General features: G+C 68.1%; 19 protein-coding genes. 8 read left to right on the forward strand and 11 right to left on the reverse strand.

Translation table 11 applies throughout. The annotated features are described in order from the left end of the window. Nucleotides 1-39 precede the first annotated feature (39 nt). Both KUV67_05045 and KUV67_05050 read right to left on the reverse strand, forming a co-directional pair. A complete protein-coding gene (locus KUV67_05045; GenBank protein ID MBY6204235.1) occupies nucleotides 40-3180 on the reverse strand; it encodes an Ig-like domain-containing protein in 3141 nt (1046 codons plus the stop codon). A gap of 447 nt (nucleotides 3181-3627) precedes the next feature. Beyond that, nucleotides 3628-4629 carry a hypothetical protein gene (locus KUV67_05050; protein MBY6204236.1) on the reverse strand — a complete coding sequence of 334 codons (1002 nt, stop codon included), beginning with the start codon at nucleotides 4627-4629 and terminating at the stop codon, nucleotides 3628-3630. 126 nt (nucleotides 4630-4755) lie between these two features. Here KUV67_05050 and KUV67_05055 point away from each other — a divergent pair, with 126 nt between their 5' ends. Beyond that, nucleotides 4756-4959, forward strand: a complete 204-nt coding sequence (locus tag KUV67_05055; GenBank protein MBY6204237.1) for a DUF3185 family protein — start codon at nucleotides 4756-4758, stop codon at nucleotides 4957-4959. A 53-nt stretch (nucleotides 4960-5012) separates the two neighbouring features. Here the strand turns inward: KUV67_05055 and KUV67_05060 are convergent, their stop codons facing one another. Next, on the reverse strand, nucleotides 5013-6155 hold the full coding sequence (locus KUV67_05060) for a hypothetical protein (protein MBY6204238.1): 1143 nt from the start codon (nucleotides 6153-6155) through the stop codon (nucleotides 5013-5015). Nucleotides 6156-6180: 25 nt separating this feature from the next. Then, on the reverse strand, nucleotides 6181-7035 hold the full coding sequence (locus KUV67_05065) for a right-handed parallel beta-helix repeat-containing protein (GenBank protein ID MBY6204239.1): 855 nt from the start codon (nucleotides 7033-7035) through the stop codon (nucleotides 6181-6183). Between the two features lie 272 nt (nucleotides 7036-7307). Between KUV67_05065 and KUV67_05070 the strand changes: the two genes are divergently transcribed. The 3 genes from KUV67_05070 (at nucleotide 7308) to KUV67_05080 (ending at nucleotide 10575) form a co-directional block, all read left to right on the forward strand. Further along, a complete protein-coding gene (locus KUV67_05070) occupies nucleotides 7308-8765 on the forward strand; it encodes a hypothetical protein (protein ID MBY6204240.1) in 1458 nt (485 codons plus the stop codon). Between the two features lie 99 nt (nucleotides 8766-8864). Continuing rightward, nucleotides 8865-9389: a cupin domain-containing protein gene (locus KUV67_05075; protein ID MBY6204241.1), complete on the forward strand. Its 525-nt coding sequence runs from the start codon at nucleotides 8865-8867 to the stop codon at nucleotides 9387-9389. A gap of 136 nt (nucleotides 9390-9525) precedes the next feature. Continuing rightward, the gene (locus tag KUV67_05080; protein MBY6204242.1) at nucleotides 9526-10575 is read left to right on the forward strand and encodes a zinc-binding dehydrogenase; all 1050 of its coding nucleotides are present in this window, start codon (nucleotides 9526-9528) and stop codon (nucleotides 10573-10575) included. Nucleotides 10576-10632: 57 nt separating this feature from the next. On the opposite strand, the gene KUV67_05085 is transcribed toward KUV67_05080, so the two are convergent. Together KUV67_05085 and KUV67_05090 are read right to left on the reverse strand one after the other, a co-directional pair. After that, nucleotides 10633-11427, reverse strand: coding sequence for a phosphatase PAP2 family protein (locus tag KUV67_05085; protein ID MBY6204243.1), 795 nt, complete (start codon nucleotides 11425-11427; stop codon nucleotides 10633-10635). An 81-nt stretch (nucleotides 11428-11508) separates the two neighbouring features. Then, nucleotides 11509-12525: a metallophosphoesterase gene (locus tag KUV67_05090; protein MBY6204244.1), complete on the reverse strand. Its 1017-nt coding sequence runs from the start codon at nucleotides 12523-12525 to the stop codon at nucleotides 11509-11511. Nucleotides 12526-12724: 199 nt separating this feature from the next. Here KUV67_05090 and KUV67_05095 point away from each other — a divergent pair, with 199 nt between their 5' ends. The 3 genes from KUV67_05095 to KUV67_05105 all read left to right on the forward strand — a co-directional run bounded on the left by KUV67_05095 (nucleotide 12725) and on the right by KUV67_05105 (nucleotide 14389). Next, nucleotides 12725-13795 carry a DUF2183 domain-containing protein gene (locus KUV67_05095; protein ID MBY6204245.1) on the forward strand — a complete coding sequence of 357 codons (1071 nt, stop codon included), beginning with the start codon at nucleotides 12725-12727 and terminating at the stop codon, nucleotides 13793-13795. 70 nt (nucleotides 13796-13865) lie between these two features. Next, on the forward strand, nucleotides 13866-14072 hold the full coding sequence (locus tag KUV67_05100) for a hypothetical protein (protein MBY6204246.1): 207 nt from the start codon (nucleotides 13866-13868) through the stop codon (nucleotides 14070-14072). Then, the gene (locus KUV67_05105; protein ID MBY6204247.1) at nucleotides 14069-14389 is read left to right on the forward strand and encodes a hypothetical protein; all 321 of its coding nucleotides are present in this window, start codon (nucleotides 14069-14071) and stop codon (nucleotides 14387-14389) included. Before KUV67_05100 ends, KUV67_05105 begins: the two co-directional genes overlap by 4 nt. A 230-nt stretch (nucleotides 14390-14619) precedes the next feature. On the opposite strand, the gene KUV67_05110 is transcribed toward KUV67_05105, so the two are convergent. Both KUV67_05110 and KUV67_05115 read right to left on the reverse strand, forming a co-directional pair. Continuing rightward, entirely contained in the window at nucleotides 14620-15816 is a 1197-nt protein-coding gene (locus KUV67_05110; GenBank protein ID MBY6204248.1) for an EAL domain-containing response regulator, read from the reverse strand. Further along, nucleotides 15809-18919 (reverse strand): hypothetical protein, encoded by a 3111-nt coding sequence (locus tag KUV67_05115; protein ID MBY6204249.1) that lies wholly within the window; start codon nucleotides 18917-18919, stop codon nucleotides 15809-15811. The genes KUV67_05110 and KUV67_05115 overlap by 8 nt, the downstream gene beginning before the upstream one ends. A 365-nt stretch (nucleotides 18920-19284) precedes the next feature. Here KUV67_05115 and KUV67_05120 point away from each other — a divergent pair, with 365 nt between their 5' ends. Continuing rightward, entirely contained in the window at nucleotides 19285-19983 is a 699-nt protein-coding gene (locus KUV67_05120) for a hypothetical protein (GenBank protein MBY6204250.1), read from the forward strand. A 76-nt stretch (nucleotides 19984-20059) separates the two neighbouring features. Here KUV67_05120 and KUV67_05125 read toward each other — a convergent pair whose 3' ends face one another. The 3 genes from KUV67_05125 to KUV67_05135 form a co-directional block, all read right to left on the reverse strand. Continuing rightward, on the reverse strand, nucleotides 20060-20887 hold the full coding sequence (locus KUV67_05125) for a hypothetical protein (GenBank protein ID MBY6204251.1): 828 nt from the start codon (nucleotides 20885-20887) through the stop codon (nucleotides 20060-20062). Nucleotides 20888-21050: 163 nt separating this feature from the next. Beyond that, entirely contained in the window at nucleotides 21051-21560 is a 510-nt protein-coding gene (locus KUV67_05130; protein ID MBY6204252.1) for a peptidylprolyl isomerase, read from the reverse strand. Nucleotides 21561-21734: 174 nt separating this feature from the next. Beyond that, the gene (locus tag KUV67_05135; GenBank protein ID MBY6204253.1) at nucleotides 21735-22790 is read right to left on the reverse strand and encodes a hypothetical protein; all 1056 of its coding nucleotides are present in this window, start codon (nucleotides 22788-22790) and stop codon (nucleotides 21735-21737) included.

Here is a 22790-nt window from a genome sequence, read left to right on the forward strand (position 1 = left end):
GCCCCGGGGGACCCGACCGCGTCGACCGCGCTTCGCCGATCAGTTCGACTCGAAGCCGTCGGCGAACAGCAACTCCGCGATGATCGACAGCTGGATCACGAAGGAATCGTGGTCCGAGACGCCCAGGCTCTCCTCGCCGACCGGCGGCGTATCGTTGTAGACCTCGGGCGCATCGGCGCTGCCCCGCGTGTAGGCCATGGCCAGGAAGTGCGGAGCGGCCGCCCGGCTGTACAGCGCGTGGTCCAGCGCCTGCGCCGTGCCCTGGAACACGAAGCTGTAGCGCTGCTGGGGCGGCAGGGACAGGGTCGCGTTCTCCAGCGCCGGCGACGGGATCGGCGGGGCCCAGAAGTCGTTGTCGGCATCGACCGCGGTCCCCGCGATCTGGCCGGTGAGGTCGACGTAGCCGTCGCTGAACTCGTAGGCGTTGAAGTCGCCGAGCACGATCAGCGGCGTCTCCGGCTGGGCCGTCTGCAGGTCCTGGACCATCTGGCCGATCGACTGGCCCTGCTCCAGGCGCTTGGTCCGGATGCGGGTCGCCTCCGAGCCGTCGATGCCGCCCAGGGAGCGGTTGTGCACCGCCAGCAGGTTGACGTCGAGCGTGTCCGGTCCATCGGTGAAACGAACCTGCAGCAGCAGCGGCGGCCGGTCGTGCAGCAGCGAGCCGTCGAAGCTGAGAATCTCGTTCTCGCCGAGCTGGTCCACGTTCAGCACCGTGACGTCGTCGCGGACGAGGTAGCCGACGTCGATTCCGCCGACGTCGTTGCCCTCGATCAGCTCGGCCGAATAGACCAGCGACGGATCGAGCGCGGCGATCTCGGCCGCCAGGTCCTGCAGCACGCCCGCGCTCTCGACCTCCTGGAAGGCGATCACCGCCGGTGCGCTCATCGTGTTGACGATGTGATCGGCGAAGCGATCCAGGCGCTCGGCATAGACCGCCGGGTCCACGATCGGGTCGTCGGTGCCCGGGTCGTCGACGTCGTCGAACAGGCGCAGCACGTTGATCGAGCCGATCGCCACCTCGCCGGCCGCGGGCGGCGCGACGGTGCCCGGCAGCGTCGGTTCGTCGAGGATGTTCAGCACCGACGGCCACAGTTCGTAGTCGCCGAAGCTGAAGGCCAGGACGCCCTCGGCCTGGACCCGGGTGCCGCCGAACAGGGCCAGCTCGGGCAGGCCGAGCGCGGCCGGGCTGATCTCGAAGACTTCCGGGTTGCCGTCCCAGGTCGGCAGGCCCGGCTGTCCAGGGAACTCGATGCCCGGCTCGCGCAGGTTGCGCAGGCCGCCGGCCTTGACCGAGACCTCCGCCAGCGGTTCGCTGCCGAACTCCTGGTTGCCCGAACCGATGATGCCCTCGGGCATCGACACGCGCATGCCTTCGTAGCACTCGAACTCGATCGCACACGACGGCGCCATGCGGTTCGGCGACGGCACGCTGGCGTCGAAGGTCACCGGCGTCGGCAGCGGACCGGTGCCGACCACGGTCACGGTCGGGTTGTTGGTGAATTCGGTGAACTCGAAGAACTCCACCACCTCGCCTGTGACGTCGACGAGATCACCGATCGCGACCGTCGGTGCCGTGTTGGTGAACACGAAGATGCCGTCGGAGGTATCGACGTCGCCGTCGGCCCGCGCATCCGGCGTCTGCATGAAGAAGCCGTCGGCCGTCACGGCCGTGACCACGTTGCCCTCGGTGGTCACGACCTGGCCGTCGAAGGCCGAGGCTGCGCCGGACCCCTGGATCTCGTGGATCTCCAGCGCACCGAGTTCGGTCCGGAACGCCCAGTCGACGTCGGCGACCATCGGGTCGCCGGCGGCGTTGGTCACCTCACTCGCGATCACGGCGGCGAAGCATTCCACGTTCAGCGGCAGGTCGCTGTCGGGCGTGATCACCAGCTGGGTGACGCCGGTCTGGGGCAGGCCGGAGAACGGGACTGCACCGGCCCCGCAGTCAAGCGTGACCGCGGCGCCGGTTGCGTCGACGGTGCGATCGAAGTCGATCGTCAGCGACGTGCCCACCGGCACCGCCGTGGCGCCGTCGGTGGGATCGACCGCGGTCACGCTCGGCGGGATACGGCCCGCGCAGTTGTTGGGCTGACCCGGCGTGCCGTCGTCGGGCGAGGACTGCATGCCCACCCAGGCGCCGGTCTCGTCGGGGCAGAGGAACGCGCCGGCAACGTCGGGACGATTGAACAGGTTGTCGCTGTAGACCTGGACCGCATTGCCGTTCAGGCTGAAGGCCACGTCGCTGGCGCCCGCCGCCCAGGGCGTCGCGTCCAGCATGCCGTCGTTGTCCGTATCGAGGTCGTCGTTGACCGCACCGGTGAACCCCTGGACCAGGAAGTAGGTGACGGAATCGGCATCTCCGTTCCAATTGAACGTCTGCTCGACTTCCGACCCGTCGACTCCGTAGCCGGCAAAGAGACCGAAGCCGCCACCGAGCCAGTAGCCGTCCGCCTGGATGCTGTTGCTCAGGTCGAAGTGACGGATAACGCTGCCGCCCAGATCGATCACGATGAAGTCGAAATCGCTGAGGTCCGTGCCCGGCTCGCCGACGATCTCGATGAACTGGTTGGTCACGTCGATCTCGTTGAACAGCGGGAGCACCGTCGGCGCGACGAGCGTCTGGCCCCCATTGACCGCGCCCGGGCTGTCGGCCGCCGGCGCCTGCCAGGCGAAGTCGGCATAGCTCGAGCCGGAACCGGTCAGCTGCAGCGACTCGCCGATCTGGGTACCGCCGTCCTCGGCCACGCCGATATCGACCGAAGTCTGGCCCGAGGCCGGCCCGCTGGTCGCCGTGAAGCTGCCCTCGTAGCTCAGGAACTGGACGACCGCAGCGCCATCGACCAGCGCGAGGCCGTCGGGTCCGCCGTTCTGGATGCCCGAGATCGCCTTGTCGTAGATCGTGAAGCCGGGAACCGAGGTGGCCGTGAACGTGTCGAGCGTGTGGGTGGCATAGTCCGTGCCGTTGCTGCCGTTGTAGAGCACCACCGACAGGTTCGCCGGCGCGGTCGCCACGCTGTCGGCCACCACCACCTCGACGAACTCGCCGACGTCACCGCCGCCGTTGTCGTAGTGGAATTCGTTGATCCACAGGTCCTGCGCCAGCGCAGGTACGGAAAGCAGAGCGGCGAGGACCGCGGCAACCGATGCCGCGGCGAATTTCCTGGTGATTTGGCCCGTCACGGGGGTCCCTCTCGTGTGGTTGGCGTGGGGTCAGCAGCGAGGGAGTCTAGCCCGACTTTGTTGCGCGCGGGTTACCCGTTAACGGGGCATCCGGTCGACCCGGGAAGCTCCGGCGCCCCGCACGCCTTCCCTGTCTCCCGGCGCAAAGGCGGGTTTGCGGCGAGACGACGCGCCTTCCATCCCGGCCGCGCGCCGGGTTCCAGCGTGTAGCCCATCCCGTCGTCCCGGCCTTGAGCCGGGATCCAGTGACTTCGAGTTTCGCGTAGTCCTTGCCCGGCCCACGAAACGGCCGGGCCGGGATCAGAACATCGACGGCCCACGGGCCGAGCCCGGGGCGACGGTGTTACGTCCAGCCGGAATTCTCGTGCTCGACATCGGACGGACGCCAGGCAAGGGGGTCGATAAGGGGCTGGATGCCCTCCGATCGTCCCGCGCGTCGGCGGCACATCACTCCGGCTTGCGGAACTTCAGCGTCATCCGGTTCGACTCGCCGATCGCCTCCATTTCGGCGCGCGCCTCGGTGCCTTCTTCCGTGGTGCCCAGGCTCGGCGCCAGCCGCCAGACGATGTCCTCGGCGGTGGGCTTGTCGGCGGGATTGGCGTTGATGTCGCTCTCGGCCTCGAGCTCGAAGCCGGCGGCCTCGGCCTGGGCGATGACGAACGACGGCTTGAGGTAGCCGGCCTCGCCGCTGGCCCAGGCCGCCGGCATGTCCTCGCCGGCCGCGTGCTGAACCACGCCCATCACCCCGCCCGGCTTGAGCACCGCAAAGGCATCGGCGAAGGCCTGGTCGAGGTAATCGTCGATGCCCTCGTTCTGGAATCGCGCCATGTTGTGCAGCGCGCGGATGTAGAGCACCGCGTCGGCCGTGCCTCGCAGGTCCTCGGGGAGATCGCCCATCCAGTACGCCCGGACCGTGGCGCAGTCGTCTTCGCACCAGCCGCCCGCCTGGGCCGGGAACGCCTCGGCCCAGCCGGCCAGTTCGGCCAGGAACTCTTCCGTGGCGAACTCGAACTGCTCGAACAGGGTGATCGGGTAGTTGGCACCGATCAGCGTGCCGTCCGCGCCCAGGTACGGCAACAGGATGCGGGTGTACCAGCCACCGCCGGGCAGGGCCTCGACCACCGTCATGCCCGGCTCGATGCCGAAGAACTCCAGCGTCTCCTGCGGGTTCCGGGCGTCGTAGCGCGCGCGGACCTCCTCGGGCTGGTCGGCGAGGATCGCCGCCAGGCGTCCGCCGGCCTCGTCGGTCGTGGAGCCGTTTGCCATGCCGTCGTCGTCCATGGCTTCGGCGGTCGTCGACTCACCGGCCGTCGGTTCATCGGCCGTCGCCGCATCCATCGGTGCCGGTTCCGGCGCGGAGGACGCGGACCCGGAATCGTCGCCGGAACCGCAGCCGGCGAGCAGGAGGGAAAGGAGTGCAAGGGGAAGCAGGGTTCGGTTGGACATCATGGTGAAGCTCCCATCAGGAATGCAGGTCGCTGATTATCCGAGCGCACCCGCAGCAGTGCAAGCGAGCGGAAACCCTCGATTTCTGGGGTATGCTCGAACCAGGAGTCGGACCCGGAGGACCGAAGGATGCCGAAGAGCAAGCTGCTGGGGTGGATCCTGCTGGCCTGTGGCGCATGGCTGCTCTGGCAGGGCCAATTGGTGGCCGACCGGACCGATGGGACCTGGTTCAGCCAGGTGATGACCGGCACCGTCAGCGACCAGGCGCTGCTCTACTGGGTGGCCGGCATCGTGCTGGGGATCGCCGGGGTCATGATGGTCCGGCGTCGCTGATCGGGCTCGAATCCTTCTCGACCTGCCAGCGCAGCGGCTCGATCGACCGACCTTCAGTCCTCGAAGCCGTCGGCGAAGATGAAGTCCTCGTCGTCGATGATCGTCACGGTGATGACGCTGGGACTTCCGAGGGCTGCGCCGTTGGTCGGGTTCGACAGGGCCACGGTGAAGGTCTCGTCGCCCTCCAGCAGCGCGTCGTCGATCGGAACCACGACGACCCCGAAGCTGGTGTCGCCGTCGGCGAAGTTCAGCGTCCCGCTGCCGGCGTTGTAGTCCACGCCCTCGGTCGCCGTCCCCGACGACGAGGCCCAGTCGACGTCGACCGCCCCGTCGCTGCCGCCGACCCGCTCGACGTCCAGGGAAATCGATCCGGCGTCCTCGAGCACCGAAACCTCCGACTCCACCCAGCGGATCGTGCCAGGGAACACCCTGCGCTCCGCGGCGAGCGCATCGAGGTCGGCCGGACCCCAGCTTGCATCCAGTGCGGCCGGGTCGAAGGCCAGCACCTGGAACGAACCCGGGCCGCCGGGGATGACCTCGACCACCTGGTCGTCGGACGCGGTCAGGTCGCCGTAGTCGACCTCGGTGGTGGTGCTGATCAGGTAGCGTCCGTCCTCGAGCAGGTGCAACGCATCGATGTCGACTCCGAAGTTGTCGACGCGGTACAGCGAGAACCCGCTGCCCGGATCCCAGCCTATCAGGTCGCCGGGACGATAGGTCGCGCCGCCGAAGTCCGCGGTCACGTCGATCGAGAACACGATCAGGCAGCTGTCGGGGTCCCGGCTGACCGCGTCGATGTCGACGCCGTCGGGGATGCCTTCGGCAATGCCGTCGAGCACGATGCTGCCGAGATCATTGACGATGTCGGCCGGCCGCACGACCAGGCCGCCGAGGTCGGTGGTGATGTCGACGCTGAACAGGCGAGGCCCGCAACCGTCGGACAGGTCGTGATAGGCGTCGATGTCCGCGGGGCCGAGGTCACCGAGGTAGTTCGAACCGTCGGCGAAGCCCTCGTCGAGGTCGTAGTCGAGAACCCCATGGTCGCTCAGGAACAGCGTGCCGCCGTCGCCCGGAAACGTGGTCTCGATGTCGGCCGAGAAGTGGATGACCTGCAGCGGTGTCGCGGACTGCGCGCAGACCCCGCCGGCCAACAGGAAGATGAAAAGGCCGCTCGCGATCTTCATTGAAGAATGCATCGGTGAGCGTTCCATGCCCGTCTCCTCAGCAAGCCGCGTTGCCACAGCGGTTGATATCGACTTGCAGTGCCGCGCCCGAGATCTCGCCGGCGGTGTTGCCGTCGATCAGGTTTCGGCCGTAGATGGGTCGGCCGCCGAACTCCACACCGAATCCGACGTTGTCGTTGACCAGGCTGTCGAGCAGCGAGCAGCTGAAACACCGCACGCCGTTGCCGCCGTTGTCGATGACCTGGCTGGAGATGATCTGGCTGTCGGGGTTGGTGAACAGACCGTAGTTCGCATTGCCCACGGCAATCGAATCGCGGACGATGCCCTTGACGAAGAAGCCGTTCGATCCGTTGCGACGCGCGACGCAGCGCATGTAGAGGCTGTCCCCGTTGGGATCCGCGAATCCCGTACCCCCGTTCTGCTCCGCCGAGACGTCACTGACTCTGCAGTTGTTGGCGCAACTGATCGCGGACCTCCCCATGCCGCGGATCATGCCGTTGTGAATCCGGACGTGGGCGTTCGAATTGGAATTGGTGTTGATCCCGTCGCCGGTCCCGCCGGCGGGAGAACAGCTCGTTACCGGATTACCGGTGCAACTCACCGGGCCGAGGATCGCAAAGCCGTTCATGTCGATGGTCACGTCCAGCGCCGGTGAGCCACCCACGTTGCCGATATCGATCGCGGTCCGGTTCTGGGGCGTCGACAGTCCGCGAACATCCAGATCGCTGGTCAGGCGAAAGCTGCCGGACAGATTGATCGTCACCGGGAATCCAGGGGAGTCGCCCGGAAAGCAGCCCGCCAGCGCGCAGGCCTGATTGATTTCCCGAACCCCGTCCACGGCCATCGCCGACCCGGGAAGCAGAAGCAGAAGTGCCAGCAGTCGTTTGAACATGGCCCAGCCCTCATCGACAGAATTGCAGTGTGTACGCTTGAAACGAAAACCGCGCGTAAATCACGCCACGCAAACGAAAGCGGCCATTGACCGGGCTTCCGGGCGACCAGGTCCGGTCGCAAGGCGCACCCCTGGCCGGCCAGGACTGGCCCGCTCCTGCCGATGCGCGCCCCATCACACGGCCTGCCCGTCGCAGCGCCGGGCCCCGCAGATTCCGCCAATCCGTTCCTTGCGGCATACTCCAGCATCGCACCCGTCCCCGGACCGCTCCCGTGCACCGACGACCGACCGCACTCCTGACCTTCGCGTTTCTCCTGTGCCTGTCGCCCAGTGCCGGTGCGATCGGCGCCGAGATGATCGAAGGCCGGGTGGACGTGCTCTGGGGCGACCCGCCGCCCGGATCGGGCGCGCCCTCGCAGGTGATCCTGACCCTGACCGACGACCACGGCGGAATCGTGGAATTCGGCGTCAGCGAACAGCTCGCGGCACTCAACGGCGGCTTCCTGGCCTGGAACGGACGCCGCGTGCGAGTCCATCTCGCCGCGCCGGCGGCCTCGATCGACGGCTCGCATCGGACCGTCCGCCGCGCCCTGGCGCTGACCCTGCTCGAAGACCGCTCCGGCGCACGGGGCGGCGTGGTCGGCTCGCAGCCGTGGGTGTCGATCCTGTGCAAGTTCGCCGACATCCCCGACGAACCGCGCGACCGGACCTATTTCCAGGACATGTACGCCAACGCGTTCGGCGGCCTCGACGACTACTGGCGCAAGCAGTCCTACGGCACGATCGATATCGTCGGCAGCACCGCCGTCGACTGGGTCGACCTGCCCCAGCCGCAGGGTTTCTACGTGCCCGATCCGGGCAACGGCTCGAACTCCAACCGCAACGCGCTGTTCAACGACTGCACCGCGGCGGCCGACCCTTTCGTGGACTATTCCAACGGCGGAACCGGCGGGTTCTCCGGCATCAACCAGATGTTCAACGCCGAGCTCGACTGCTGTGCCTGGGGCGGCGGCCGCTTCGCCACGCTCGACGGCGTGACCAAGAGCTGGCGGGTGACCTGGGAACCGCCGTGGGCCTATGCCCAGAGCGGCGTGATCGCGCACGAGATGGGGCACGGCTTCGGCCTGCCCCACGCCAACAACTTCGACAACGACGGCAACCCCTACGACAGCCCCTGGGACGTGATGAGCTCGGCGACCGGCAACGCGGTCGACGATCCGACCTTCGGCCGTCTCGGCAAGCACCACACCGCGTTCCACAAGGACATCCTGGGCTGGTTCGCGGCGAGCGAAGTGCTCGAGGTGCTGCCCGACTCCAGCGTTACCGTGATCGTCGACGCCATGACCGTGCCGTCGACCGCGAACCTGCGGATGATCCGCGTCCCGATCCTGGGCACGGACGACTGGTACACGGTCGAGGCGCGCGCGCTCGACGGCTACGACGGCAACCTGCCCGGCAACGCGGTGATCATCTCGCACGTCGATACGAGCCGCTCGGAACCGGCCTGGGCGGTCGATACCGCCGATCCACCGGCGAACTACGGAGCCAACGAAGGCACCATGTTCCGGGTCGGCGAGACCTTCGTCTCTCCCGATGGCCGGATCAGCATCGCGATCGATTCGGCCACCGTCGACGGCTTCGAGATCACCGTGACCTCCGTCCTCCCCGAACTGCTGTTCGAGGACGGCTTCGAGAGCAACCGCCAGCCTCTGCGTCTGCCGACCCGCTAGCAGCGCCGCGAAGCGAGCCGCGCCGCAGGGCCGGCTCGGTTCATTCCCGTTTCACGCACGTCCGCGATGGTGGAGAACCTTTCCAGCAGCGAAGCAGCCATGAGCGATCGGCCGAGCGGCATCGACAGCGAGAACGCCCCGCACAACCTGGACGCCGACGGCAAGGACGTCGACGGCGCACCGAAACGCGACGTGCGCGAGGCCGATTTCGCCGCCGAGGCGCATGGCTTCACCGGCTTCGAACGAGCCGGTCGAGGGTCGGACTACCGCGACGACCGGGGCGGCGACTCGGAGGACGCATCGAGGGCGCCGCGGATCCTGCGCCGGGCCGATATCGAGCCGGGCCCGGTCGGCGATCGCCAACTGGCCCAGGGCGAGCGCGTCGGGCTCCGGCTCTGGCAAGACCACGCCACCGACGACGAGACGGACCGCAGCCGGCCCTACGAAATCGCCGGCTACGTCATTGCCGGCGAAATCCTGGTCGTGATCGACGGTTCGCCGCACACGCTGGTCGAGGGCGACTCCTTCGTGATTCCTGCCGACACGCGGCACCGGTTCCGCATCCATCAGCCGGCGACGGTCATCGAGGCAACCTCGCCGCCCGCGCCGGACGCGCTGGGCTGAGACCGACCCCGGCGGCGAGCCGAGCGCCACGCCCGACGACGAACCGACCTTGCTGATCGCTCTCGCGTCCGGCCGAACGCACCCGGCATGGCGCCGTCCTGCACAATGAGGCAGGCCCCGTGGATCCTCTTCGCCGATGCACCGCATCCTGATTCGCAGGCCGGGAGGCTACGACGCGCTGGAGTTCGTCGAAGCGCCCGACCCGGTACCCGGACCGAACGAGGTCGTGATCGACGTCGCCGCCGCCGGCGTCAACTACGCCGACAGCATCGTCCGCATGGGCCTGTACGAATCGGCGAAGAAGCTCCACGGCTACCCGATCACGCCCGGCTTCGAAGTCGCCGGCACGATCGCCGCCGTCGGTGACGGGGTGGACGACTGGGCGATCGGAGATGCGGTGATCGGTCTGACCCTGTTCAACGGCTACACCAGCCGACTGAAGCTCGGCGTCGACGGCGTGTTCGCCAAGCCGGCCAGGCTGACCATGGCCGAATCCGCGACCCTGCCGACCGTGTTCCTGACCGCGTGGTGGATGATCCACCGCCAGCTTCATCCGAGGCCCGGCGAGACCTGGCTGGTCCATTCCGCCGCTGGCGGCGTCGGCTCCGCGGTGCTTCAACTGGGACGGCTTGCCGGTGCGCGCACCGTCGGCGTGGTCGGCGGCACGCACAAGATCGACCATGCCCTCGACATGGGCGCGGACGCGGTGATCGACGCCTCGAAAGAAGATCTTTGGCCCCGCGCCGAATCGCTGGCGCCCGACGGCTACGACGCCGTCTTCGATGCCAACGGGGTGAAGACGCTCAAGGCCAGCTACGAACACCTGGCGCCGACCGGCCGCCTGCTGGTCTACGGCTTCGCCTCGATGCTTCCGCGAAACGGCCGCCTTGACTGGCTGAAGCTCGCGCGCGACTGGCTGAAGACCCCTCGCTTCAACCCGCTGCACATGACCAAGTCCAACAGGAGCGTGCTGGCCGCCAACCTGAGTTTCCTGCAGTCGCACGCACCGAGTCTGCGCGAAGGCATGGCGTGGCTGCTCGAGCGCTTCGGGACCGGCGACCTGCGTCCGCTCCCCGTCGAGACCTGGCCCCTGGACGAGGCCGCCGAAGCCCAGCGCCGGATCGAGTCGGGCCGCACGATCGGCAAGCTGGCGCTGATTCCCGATGGGCGTCCCGCGGAGCCTTGAACCGGGCGTGGCCCAACCCGTCGGAACCGCCGGGCTCTCGCACGCCGCCGAAAACGCTCACTCGTCGCTGGCGGTCAGGCGATCCTGTTCGATCGGGTCGTTCGATTCGTCCCCCTTGCCGGTCAGGGCACGATGCCGCTGGAGCCAGCGGATCACCGTCCAGCAAAGCAACGCCCAGGCCGCACCCATCATCCATCCGCCCAGCACATCCGTTGGCCAGTGCACGCCGACGTGCACGCGGCTCACCCCGACCATCACCGTCAGCAGCAGCGCGACGACCAGCGGATAGACGACCTGGCGCTTCCGCTCGGCCATCTCGGCCACCAGGGCGCCCAGGGTCAGGTAGGTCACCGCCGCCAGCATCGAGTGTCCGCTCGGAAAGCTCGAGGTCAACGTATGCGACAGGTGGGGGACGAGGTCGGGTCGCGGCCGGTCGAAGAGTTCCTTGAGCAACAGGCTGACGATCACGCCGCCGATGACGGAGATCGCAACGATCGAGGCGTCCTTCCAGCGCTGGTTGAGCCCCAGGTAGCCGAACACGGCCAGTGCGACCAGCGTGAGGATCGTGTTGCCGCCCAGCGCGGTCGCGTCGCGGCCGATCTCCTCGACCCACTCCGGTCCGATCGGCGTGCCGTCGTCCTCGTGCAGCATCAGGAACAGCCGCTCGTCCATCTTCCGGGTTTCGCCCTCGGTCACCTGGTCGGCCAGGCCGATGAAGCCCAGCACGAGCAGCGAGAAGACCAGCAGCGCGATCAGCAATCGGGCCTGTTCCCGGCTGATGTGGTCCGAAAGCCACGCGCGGAGGTCTTCGATCGGCCGCACCGATGCGTCGAGCAGTTGTTTGTTCACCATGTCCGGAGGGTTCCTTTCTTCGAAATCGATGGCGCTGCGGCCCGGTCCGGCCGCGCGAAAATCGTCTGTACCAGCAACCGATCAGGGCTCGCCGTCCCCTTCGTCGGGCGTTCCCGGGTCATCACCGCTATCGCCCTCGGGACCATGGGCCGGCACGTCGCCGACGGCACGCTCGAGGCGAAAGACCGTCAACTCCGGCCGGCACCGGAAGCGGGCCGGGATCGACGAGAACCCGATGCCCCGGTTCACGTAGATGCGGTTCCCCGTCGCACCGACGCCCTGCTCGCCCCAGCCGTCGGCCAGGACCTCGCGCTCCTTGGTGATGTCCAGCCAGCTGGTCGACCGGGTGAACGGAATGCGCAGCTGGCCGCCGTGGGTGTGGGCGCTCAGCGTCAGCGATCCGGCGTAGGCGGGCAGATCGCGGAAGCCCAGCGGATTGTGCATCAGGACCACGCGTGGCTCGGCGTCGGGGAGCTGCGCCAGCGCATCCCTCGAGCGGCTCCGGCCGGCCCATTCCGATCCGATGCCGACGACGTGCAGCGGCGCGCCGCCGCGCCGGGAGGGCATCGGCCGGGCTTCGTTCTCGAGCACCTCGATGCCGACGTCCTCGAGCCGGGCGGCCAGCTCGCCCGCCGCGCCTTCATCGAGCTCGCTGTCCCGGAACATCAGGGAATAGTCGTGGTTGCCGAACACCGCATAGGTCGGGATGCCGGCCTCGGCCAGCGGACGGACGAGCTCCACCGCGCGTTCGATGCGATCCGGGCTCTCGCCGTAGATGAAATCGCCGGCGATCAGCACCGCGGCGGGACCGAGTTCGATCGCCTTCCGCACGGCCTTGCGCACCATGCCGTCATTGTCCAGCCACATGCCGACCTGCAGGTCGGCCATCAGCACGAGGGTCTCCCCTTCCCAGGACGGCGGCAGGTTCCGGACTTCGGCGGTCTCCGTTCGAACGTCGAGCAGGAAGCGCGGCTCGATGATCACGCCCCAGGCGACCAGCCCGCACAGCGTCAGGACGACCAGGCCGCCGGTCGACAGGCCGATTCCCTTCAGGATGCTGCGTCGGCGTCCACTACTCTCGCGGTCTGCGTCGTTCATCGTCGCGTCGCGGTCTCGGAAGGATCGATCGGGCAATGTAGCGAACCCGACCCGGCCACGCAAACCGGCGGGCGTCCTGATGACGCGCGGCCCGTGACCGCGGACCGAGGCCCGACGCCACCGACACCTTCCCTCCGCGCGCGGCTTGGTATGGTCGGTTGCGCGCTTCAGAAGGGACCCGACCCATGATCGTCCGGCCATGACCATGATCAAGAAGCTGCTGCGTGTGATTGCCCGCCCGATCCGGCGCGGCAGCGAGCACAAGGGGCGAATGATCCAGCCCTACCGCGGCTACGGCTCCAGCCATCGCCTGGCCCTGGTGGGCCGCGTGTTCCGGCAGCCCGGGCGGGCGTCCGTCGCGCCCCAGGGTCGCTTCCTGCGGGACCTGCTGCGCTTCGTCCGCCGCCTGTTCCGGCGGGGAGCGAGTGACCAGGAGGTCGTGCTCGCCGTCGGTGACCGCGAGTTCCGGACCACGACCGACAAGTACGGCTATTTCGGCTTTCGCGTCGAAGAGGCGCAGGGCCTGCCGCTTTCCGAAGGCCTGAACGAGGTCCGGCTTTGCCTGGCGGACGACGCGGACATCTGCGCCGATGTGGAGATCTACGTGGCGCCGCGCCGCGCCGGGTTCGTCGTCATCAGCGACATCGACGACACCGTGATGTACACCGGCGTGGCCAACAAGCTGAAGATGATCTGGCGATTGTTCGCCACCGGCGCGGAATCGCGCGAAGCCTTCCCCGGGGTCGGCGACTTCTACCGTGCCCTGCATGCCGGACCGGACGGCCAGCAGGACAACCCGATGCTGTACGTGTCGCGCGCGCCCTGGAGCATCTACGAGATGCTCGAGGCCTTCTTCCAGCGACACGACATCCCGGTCGGCCCGGTGCTGTTCCTGCGCGACTGGGGCCTGACCGTGCAACGGCCGCTGCCGCGACGTGCGGTCGACCACAAGCGCGATGTCATCGAGGACATGCTCGACTTGTACGACGATCTCCCGTTCGTGCTGATCGGCGACAGCGGCCAGCACGACCCGGAGGTCTACCTCGACATCGTCGAGCGCCATCCCGGCCGCGTCACGGCGGTCTATATCCGCGACGTGACCGGCTCCTCCACCCGCGCCGGCGAGATCGAGCAGTTGGCGGAAGCCGCGAAACGCGCCGACTGCGCCCTGCTGCTCAGCGACAACACCGACGACATGATCGAGCATGCGCGCAGAACGGGACTGATCGGGGAATCGAACCGGGAATTGAATCGGGAATCGATCCGGTAGCCACGCCGGATGGACTCCGGGCGCGTTTGCGTATTTGGGTGAAGTACGCGCGCAATCCGGGAGCATCGCCATGCCGAAGGAGTACAAGTACGACGGCGTCCTTGTCGACGCCCGGAGCTCGTTCGACGCCCTGCCGATCGAGATCGAGGTCCGCAGCGGCGGCAAACCCCTGGTCCTCGGGCTCTTCCTCGCGGCCCTGGTCGGCCTGCTGGCCTGGACCATCAACGATGTCGTTCCCGCCGGCGTGTTCGGCGATGCGGGGGCGATGGCCGAGTGAGCGTGGCTCTGCGGGCGCCGGAATCGCCGCTGCTCGTCCGGTTGTTCATCATTCTCGGTGGGGTCATGACCGTGCTCGGCGTCCTCACCATGCAGTTCGGCCTGGCCGCGGGAGGACTGGTGTTCGCCGGCTTCGGCCTGCTCATGCAGTTCCTCGGCAAGGCCAATCCCCGCCGACTGACGATCGCCGACGGCACGCTCAGTCACGTCGCGCCCCACCAGAAGCAACGCAACTTCGAGGTCGACCTGGCCGCGATCGAAGGCATCGAACTGCGGGACCGCGAAGGGAAGCGCGCCCACCCCACGGGCGAACGCTGAAGCTGCAGGGCAAGCGGCTGCACATTTCGTCCGACCAGGGCGATTTCACCGCCGGCGCCGGGCTGAATGCCGAAGCGCTCGAGTGGCTGCGCGCCTACCTTCTGGACGCCGCGAAGAAGGCCTGAACGTCGTCGTGGCCGACCGCCGGCCGCGGCCCGTCGCGCCGCCGGAGCCCCGGGTGGTCGACGACTTGTTCTACTTAGCGGAGTCCGGATGCCGGGCCGCGAAGCTCACCGGGATCGCGAGGTGCCGCGCAGCCAGTCGAGGACTTCTTCGCCGGGCATCGGGGCAGCCACGAGGTAGCCCTGCGCCTGGTCGCACCCGATCTCGTTCAGATAGTCCAGGGTCGCTTCGTCCTCGACCCCCTCGGCGACCACCCGCAGCCCGAGACTGCGGCCCAGGTCCACGGTCGACTTGATGATCGCCTGGCTGTCGCGGGACTCCAGCGCGGGGACGACGAAGGACTTGTCGATCTTGATCTCGTCGAAGGGCAGTCTCGACAACTGCGCCATCGAGGAATAGCCCGTCCCGAAATCATCGATCGCCACGTGGAAGCCCTTCATGCGCAGCCGCGTCAGTAGCGCGAGGGCCTGCTTCGCATCCTCCATCGCAGCGGTTTCGGTCAGCTCCAGCGTGATCAGCTGCGGCTCGATTCCGCATTCGCTGCACAGGCCCCACACGTCCTCGACGAAATCCGCGCTCCTGAGTGCCGCCGCCGACAGGTTCACCGCAACCGTGTAGGGGTCGCCGGACCGGGCCGCCGACCGGTTCAGCGCATCCAGCCAGCAGAACGCCTCCCTCAGCACCTGCTGCGTCATTTCGCCCATCAGGCCGGCCTGTTCCAGGGCCGGGACGAACGCATCCGGGGCGATGATCCCGTGCTCGGGATGGTGCCAGCGCGCCAACGCTTCGAAGCCCCTCACTTCACGGTTCCGGCACCGGAACTTCGGTTGGTAGACGAGCCGGATCTGCTGCTCGGCGACCGCATTGCGGAGGTCGGCATCCGACCACTCCCGGCCCTCGGAGTCCTCCGATGACACCGACGGCCCATGCGGGGTCGAGCGATGGAGCAGTTCCTTGAGTCTCGACAACGCAAAGGGTTTCGGCAGGGTACCGACAACGCGCAGCCCATGTTCCACCGCCGCGCGGCGCGCCGCGTCCAGTACCCGACTGCCCACGCCGCTGCTGATGATGATCCCGGCATCGAACCCCTCCTCGGCAAGGCGGTGGATCACCTCCACCCCGTCCACCCGGGGCATGACCAGGTCGAGGCAGACGATGTCCGGCGACCACTCCCGGATCGTCCCGAAGAAGGCTTCGGCGTCCTGCGCGACGCGCGGTTGCGCACCGAGCGATTCGAGCATGAAGCCGAGCGCCTCGGCCGCTCCGGCATCGTCGTCGAGGATGAGCACGCGGCGCTCAGGCATCGTCGTTCTCCTGGCTCGGGTCCGATCCCCGGCGCGACACGGGCAGACAGACATGGACTGCGGTCCCCGCTCCGGGACGCGATCGAACATCGACATATCCGCCGGCATCCTGCACGATGCCGTGGATCACGGACAAGCCCAGGCCGGTTCCCAGGCCGGCCGGCTTGGTGGTGAAGAACGGCTCGAAGATGCGCGCTCGCGTCGCGGCATCCATGCCCGTGCCGGTGTCCTCGATCACGATGCAGGCGAAGCGCTGCCCGCGCTGGTGGGTGGCCGAACCCGCCGTGTCCTCCAGGCTCCGGCGCGCCAGCTTCAGGTGGATCGTTCCGCCCTGCTGCATGGCGTCCCTCGCGTTGATGACCAGGTTCAGCACGATCTGCTGAACGTGCACCGGGTCGATGAAGCACTCGCCCACGGACTCCTGGATGTCCACCGTCATGTCGATCGTATCGGGAAGCAGCGGCCGCAGGAGGTTCTTCAGGCTCGACAGCTCGGCGGACAGGTCCACCCATTGCGGCTCGGCCGACTGCTGCCGTCCGAACGCAAGAAGCTGCCGGGTCAGGCCCGCGCCGCGCGCAGCCGCGCGGCTGACGCTGTCGGCGTACTTCCGCAGACCACTGTTCTCGGGAAGGGAGGCGAGCAGCACGTCCGTGCTCCCGCTGATCGCGGCGAGGATGTTGTTGAAGTCGTGGGCGATCCCGCTCGACAGCATGCCGATGGCCTCGATCTTCTGCGCCTGCTGCCGACGTTCGCGGATCCGCGCGCGCCGCCGCGATTCGTAGGTCAGTACGAGGCCCAGGAGCAGCGCGGACACCAGCCCGATGGCCGACCAGAACCAGGGACTCTCGTAGTACATCCAGTCGACCGAGAGCTGCATGGAACGAACCCCGGACCAGGGTCCGTTCGACTCGCGGACCTGGAGCTCGAATTCGAACTCGCCCGGCGGCAACTGGCGATAGAGGGCCTCCCTGTCCCCGCCGGCACGGTACCAGTCGGGGTCGTAACCGACGAGTCGATAGCGGAATTCCAGCTTCTCCGGATTCCGGAAGGTCGGCGCCGTATAGGCGATTTCCGTCAGGCCCGGGTTCGGCGGCAGTTCGACGCGCGAGACGCTGGGCACGCGGGTCGCGTCCACTATCACGGCGGTGATGACGGGCCGCGGCGGCGCCGGAAGCGCCTCCGCCAGGGAGGTCGGATCGAAGATCGCGACCCCGTCGGAGGTCGGGTACCAGTGGCGCCCCTGCAAGTCGCGCATCACCGTGGGACGGAAGCCGCCGTTGGTCTCGGCCCGCGGCATGCCGTCGGATTCGTCGAAATGCCGGTACCGGATCGGAACGTCTTCGCCGCCGACGAATCGCTCCAGGTCCTCCCGGACGACCCGGGTCACGCCCAGGTTGCTGCTCAACCACAGTCCGCCATCGCCATCGGTGAGCACGGAAAAGAACTGGCTGGTCGGCAGCCCGTCCTCCTGGGTCACCCGCACCTCCCGTTCGCCGTCCCAGTGCACGAGGCCGGCGGCGGTCGCGATCCACAACCCGCCCCGTCCATCGTCCGTCAGATCGAAGGCGAGCCTGCTTTCCAGGGCGCTCCGCTCCGGGATGCCATCGACCAGGCGGAAGAGACCGCCGCCGTCGGAACTGATCCAGAGCGTGCCCGCGGCATCGCGGAAGAAGTTGACCACCGGTCCGCCGTAGGACCCGCTGGCTGGCGATACGGTTTCCAGGCTGCCGGCCTCCAGCCTTGCCACGCCGTCGATCGTGCCGATCCAGAGCGTGTCGCCCTCGCGCAGGATCGAGGGAATCGTCGTATGGGGAAGTTCGTCAGAGTAGGATTCAACGACGCGTCCCGAGCGGATCAGATCGAGCCCGCCGCGGGTCCCCACCCAGATTCCGCCGTTCGAACTGCTGGCCAGGGTCAGGACCCGGTCGTCCGACAGGCCGTCGGCGGTTCCGAACACGGTCGATTCACCGCTCGCCCAGCGCACCACGCCGCCGCCGAAGGTCCCGATCCAGACCGCTCCGTCCGGTGCCTGGATGATCGGCAGGACCGGCGCCGCGGGCAAGCCCTGCTCGGCGGTCAGGGGCACGGCGGCCCCTTTGCTCAGCTGGACGATGCCCGAGCTGCCGGTCGCCAGCCAGATGCTGCCCTCGCGGTCCTGCATCACGTCCTGCACCATCCCGATCGTCAGGCCCTCGCTGGCATCGAGCATCTGGAACGCGTCGCCGCACAGGCGGCCCAACCCGGCACCGGCCGTGCCGACCCAGATCCGACCCTCGTCGTCCTCCATGATGTCCTTGATGAAATCGTCCGAAAGCCCTTCTTCGGGACCGAAGCGGCTCACCTCGCCGGCGTGGTAGCGGAACAGCCCTTCCCGGGAGCCGATCCACAGCTCGCCGCCCGACGACTGCAGGAGGGTCTCGACGTAGATGCCCGCCAACGACTCCGGCAGCGCCGCATCGTGGACCGTTCCCTGGTGGTAGTACTGGATCCGTTCGTCCTCCATCCCGATCCAGAACCCGCCCTCGGTGCGCGCCGCCACCGCGGTCACGGTGGAGCCCGCCAGGCCGGACGAGGTGTCGATGCGGGTCGGCGACTCGCCGGCGAGCTCGACGAGGCCACGGTCGAGGATCGAGATCCAGGCCTCGCCGTTCGAGCCGATCACGATGCCGGATTCCTGGATGTAGCCCGAATCGATGTCGGGCAACCGTTCGAGCCGGCCGTCGAAGGCAGCGAACACCCCCGCCGTGCCGGTGCCGATCAGCATCCGGCCCTGGTCGTCCAGGGCCAGGCTCGTGATGAACTCCGGCGCCGGCGTCGCGGCCCGGGCCATGTCCACGTGCTCGAAGGACACTCCGTCAAACCGCGTCAGGCCGGCCTCGGTCCCGATCCAGAGAAAGCCCTCGTCGTCCTGCTCGAGCGCATAGACCGAATTCAGCGGCAGGCCGTCCTCCTGCTGCCAGTACGAGACCCGATACTGGCTCAGGTGTCGATCGCACTCCGACGCCTCCGCCGCGTGGCCCGGCGGGCTGAGGAGCATCAGCGCCACCAGGCACAAGAGCGGACCTCGTCCCCTTCCGGGCATGTCGCTTCGGAATGAAGTCATGCTCGTACACCCTCCCTGGCGAGGGGAACCGCTTCAAGGACGATTCGGCGTTCCGAGCGGGGCCCTCGCTTCGTCTCCGCGATCCAAACAGCCTCGCGGCCGCTGTTCCCGTGTCGCCGATTCCGGCCTGGCCGGCGTCCCGTGACGCAGCGAAGAGTATAAACGGCGCGTTTCGATCGGCGGGGCCGGGCCCCGGGCCTGCGGTGGTTCGGCCCGGGATCCGGCCGAGGCTTCGCCGTGAGGGAGCCGACTCTGCGCGAACGGGCGGTCGTCGGCGAGCCGGGCGCGGATGGTAGATTGAGCGGGACGCGGTCATCGAACACCCGTCACCGCCTGACGAGCTCTCGAACCCTCCGGAGACCACCATGCCGACCCCTGTGTCCCACTACCGCATTTTTCTCGCTGTATTGGCCGTTGCTGCCCTCGGCGCCTGCTCCTTCGGCCAGCCGACGCTGCAGGAGACGCGCGAACTCGAACTCAGCGTGGATCCCGGCAGCACGCTGGTCATCGAGGCCGGCGCCGGGCCCCTGACCGTGACGGGCGACGACGGCGACGCGATCCGCGTCGAGGCCGGCATCTACCAGCGCTCGGCCAACGACGACTACCGGCTGGTGCTGGAGGTCGACGGCGACGACGGAGCGCGACTGGTTGCCGAGGCGGCGTCGAACCTGTTCGGCAGCAGCGACTACATCGACCTGTCGATCCGCGTGCCCCGCACCATGCGGCTGCGGATCGACGACGGCTCCGGCAGCATCCGGATTTCGTCGATCGACGGCGATGTCGAGATCGAGGACGGCTCGGGCAGCATCACGGCCGAAGGACTCGGTGGCGACATCCTCGTCGAGGACGGCTCCGGGTCGATCTCCATCGAGGGCGTGGCCGGCGACGTGACCATCGACGACGGTTCGGGGAGCATCGATGTCCGCGACGTGGGCGGCACCGTGACGGTCAGCGACGGCAGCGGTGGCATCGACGTGCGCGACGCCGGCGACTTCGAACTGCTGGACGACGGCAGCGGTGGCGTCGAGCTCCGCGGAATCCGCAGCCGGCGCGAGGACCGCTGACGCCGACGCCCGGTGAACGAACGCCGGTCCGACGGACCGCTTCGCCGAGCGAGCGGACGTCCGCCCTCGGCTCGACTCAGGCCGCGGCGCGCGACGGTACCCGCCGTGGCGTTCCCGCCTTCGGCATGGACCAACCCACCCACGCCGCGATCACGCCGAGCGCGAAGCCCGTGCCGATGGTCCACCCTGCCGGCAGCGTGGCATACCAGGCGAATACCGCACGGAAGGTCTCGCTGTAGGTGCCGTAGTACATCGTCACCGCCTGCAGGATCATCAGCACAGCGGCGACCAGGAAGGGCACGCCACCCCGCCGATCGCGCAGGTACATGACCAGCGAGAACGCGATCGCCATGGCCATCGCCAGAACGATCGCGTCGAGGATGCGCTGCGGAAAGTCGCTGGACGTGAAGACCAGGAACGGCAGGTGCTCGAGCAGGATGCGGCTGAACGGCGACTCGAACAGCACCAGCGCCGTGGTCAGCATGTAGCCTGCGTGCAGCCGGACCGACCGCCGATGGCGCAGACCCTGGACGTAGAGCACCAGGTAGGCGAGGACCGCGAAGATCATCGACAGGCCGAAGCTCGGCGCGAGGAACCGGGCGCTGGCGTCGTCGGCCGCCACGAACCGTCCGGCGGCCACGTTGATGATCATCACGAAGCCGACGATCAGGAACGGGAACAGGGCCAGGCTCGCGGTGCCGACGAGGCGGTGCAAGCGGCGCCGGCGCCCGTGGATGCTCCAGTGCTGCAGCATCAGCAGCAGCACCCAGGTCGTCGCCGTGAACGCATGGACGTGAAACGCCAGCGGCACGTCGGTGATCGGTCGCCAGTATGTCCCCCAGAAACCGACGACGATCGTCAGCAGGACGAAGACCAGGAAATACTGCGCGTGACGGTACGGCATGGTGCGGCTCCCTCGCGCCCCTCCCCGACCGCGATCATACGTCCCGAAGCTCGCCGCGCGCCAGTGCAGCCCGGCGGCGGTCGACCGTTCGGCGATCGGAGTCCGAACGCCTTGCTCGTTCCGCGATCGGCCTCGAGCCGAAGCGTGCAACGAACCGCCGGAGTCAGAGCTCCCGGCAGTCCGCCAGGATCACCGGCTGCTTCGTCTCGCCGCTGCGGCTGCCCTGTTCCTCCATGGCCTGGACCACGTCCATGCCCTCGACCACCTTGCCGAACACGACGTGCTTGCCGTCGAGCCAGGGCGTGGCGGCCACGGTGATGAAGAACTGCGAGCCGTTGGTGTTCGGCCCCGCGTTGGCCATCGACAGCAGTCCCGCTTCCGTGTGCCTGATCTCGAAATTCTCGTCCGGGAACCGGTCACCGTAGACCGACTTGCCGCCGGTGCCGTTGCCGCGGGTGAAGTCTCCGCCCTGGATCATGAAGCCGGGGATGATGCGATGGAACGGGCTGCCGGCGTAGGTCATCCCCTCGCCCTTCTCGCCGGTGCACAGCGCGCGGAAGTTCTCGGCGGTCTTCGGCACGACATCGGCGAAGAGTTCGAACACGATGGTGCCGGCGTCTTCGTCGCCGATCTTCACGTCCAGGGCAACCCTGGGGTTTTCCGATGCGGTCATTGGCTGTTCCTTCCTGAGTGAATTCGGGGATCCGGCATTCGGGGCTCCGGGGTCGCACCCGGGGCGCGACGTCCGGATTCCGGTCGCCGGGCGACGAGCGGACCGATGCCGTAGGTCGGGTAGTGTACTTCGCGAGTCCACCCGGGCCGGGGCCCGTTGAGCAACCCCTAATCCTCAGCCTGCCGCGCCGAGGAATGCCATCAGCCGCGCTTCGCTCAGCAGCAGTTCGCGCGGCTTGTCCTCGGGGGCTTCGGGCGGCGGCCAGCGCTCGTTCTCGAACGCTTCGAGAATGGCCGGGTGGATGTAGAACTTGCGGCAGGTCGCGGGGCGATTGCGCAGCGCCTCGGCCACCTTCTTCACCGCCGCCACGACCTGCGACGCCCGTTCGCGCTCGCCCTCGGCCGGGGTTTCGTCGGCCAGCGCCTCGAGCGCGTGCACGCTGCCGCGCCAGGTGCGCAGGGTCTTCGCCGTCGCCCAGTCGGCGCCGATCGTGTCCTTCAGGAAATCGTTGATGTCCTGCGAGGCGATCTGCGCCGGCTCGCCGTCGGCACTCCGATACTGGAACAGGGTCTGGCCGTCCAACTCCTCGCAGTGCGACAGGACTTCGGCGAGCTTGCGGCTGGTGAAGTCCACGGATGATGCCTTCCCGCCCTTGGCGACGAAGTCGAACTCGATCCTGCTGCCGTGGATCGCCGCGTGCTTCTGCTGCAGCGTGGTCACGCCGTAGGTCTCGTTCTCGCGCGTGTAGTGGACATTGCCCACCCGGAGCCCGGTGAGGTCGATCACCCGGACCGCGGCGGCAATCACCAGATCGCGGCTGGGCGGCGTGTCCGGATCGTGATCGCCGAGGAGCCGGGCCACCTTTCGCCGCAACGCCGGCAGGCGCGACCCGAACTCGACCAGGTGCTCGAACTTGGTCGTGTTGCGGTGGGCCTGCCAGACCGGATGGTAGCGGTACTGCTTCCGGCCGCGATCGTCGCGGCCGGTGGCCTGGAGGTGCGCGTTCGCCAGCGGCGCCAGCCACACGTCGCGGTAGGCTGGCGGAACCGCCAGCACCTCGAAGCGGCGGAGGTGATCCTCGTCCTCGACCTTCCGCCCCTCCGCATCGACGTAGTAGAACCCTCGACCGGCACCTTTCCGGGTGTAGCCCGGCGTGTCGTCGCGCAGATGAACGATCCGGGACACCGGCAGGTCGTCGAATCCTTGCAGCGGAGGGCGTTTTCTCGCCAT

The sequence above is a fragment of the Halomonas denitrificans genome (genome assembly GCA_019800895.1).
Lineage (GTDB): Bacteria > Pseudomonadota > Gammaproteobacteria > Xanthomonadales > Wenzhouxiangellaceae.

Excerpts from the sequence above, each read along its gene's own strand:
- KUV67_05050 (MBY6204236.1), bottom strand. The coding sequence starts at position 4,629 with ATGATGTCCAACCGAACCCTGCTTCCCCTTGCACTCCTTTCCCTCCTG.
- KUV67_05055 (MBY6204237.1), top strand. The coding sequence starts at position 4,756 with ATGCCGAAGAGCAAGCTGCTGGGGTGGATCCTGCTGGCCTGTGGCGCA.
- KUV67_05060 (MBY6204238.1), bottom strand. The coding sequence starts at position 6,155 with ATGCATTCTTCAATGAAGATCGCGAGCGGCCTTTTCATCTTCCTGTTG.
- KUV67_05065 (MBY6204239.1), bottom strand. The coding sequence starts at position 7,035 with ATGTTCAAACGACTGCTGGCACTTCTGCTTCTGCTTCCCGGGTCGGCG.
- KUV67_05075 (MBY6204241.1), top strand. The coding sequence starts at position 8,865 with ATGAGCGATCGGCCGAGCGGCATCGACAGCGAGAACGCCCCGCACAAC.
- KUV67_05080 (MBY6204242.1), top strand. The coding sequence starts at position 9,526 with ATGCACCGCATCCTGATTCGCAGGCCGGGAGGCTACGACGCGCTGGAG.
- KUV67_05085 (MBY6204243.1), bottom strand. The coding sequence starts at position 11,427 with ATGGTGAACAAACAACTGCTCGACGCATCGGTGCGGCCGATCGAAGAC.
- KUV67_05090 (MBY6204244.1), bottom strand. The coding sequence starts at position 12,525 with ATGAACGACGCAGACCGCGAGAGTAGTGGACGCCGACGCAGCATCCTG.
- KUV67_05095 (MBY6204245.1), top strand. The coding sequence starts at position 12,725 with ATGACCATGATCAAGAAGCTGCTGCGTGTGATTGCCCGCCCGATCCGG.
- KUV67_05100 (MBY6204246.1), top strand. The coding sequence starts at position 13,866 with ATGCCGAAGGAGTACAAGTACGACGGCGTCCTTGTCGACGCCCGGAGC.
- KUV67_05110 (MBY6204248.1), bottom strand. The coding sequence starts at position 15,816 with ATGCCTGAGCGCCGCGTGCTCATCCTCGACGACGATGCCGGAGCGGCC.
- KUV67_05115 (MBY6204249.1), bottom strand. The coding sequence starts at position 18,919 with ATGACTTCATTCCGAAGCGACATGCCCGGAAGGGGACGAGGTCCGCTC.
- KUV67_05120 (MBY6204250.1), top strand. The coding sequence starts at position 19,285 with ATGCCGACCCCTGTGTCCCACTACCGCATTTTTCTCGCTGTATTGGCC.
- KUV67_05125 (MBY6204251.1), bottom strand. The coding sequence starts at position 20,887 with ATGCCGTACCGTCACGCGCAGTATTTCCTGGTCTTCGTCCTGCTGACG.
- KUV67_05130 (MBY6204252.1), bottom strand. The coding sequence starts at position 21,560 with ATGACCGCATCGGAAAACCCCAGGGTTGCCCTGGACGTGAAGATCGGC.
- KUV67_05135 (MBY6204253.1), bottom strand. The coding sequence starts at position 22,790 with ATGGCGAGAAAACGCCCTCCGCTGCAAGGATTCGACGACCTGCCGGTG.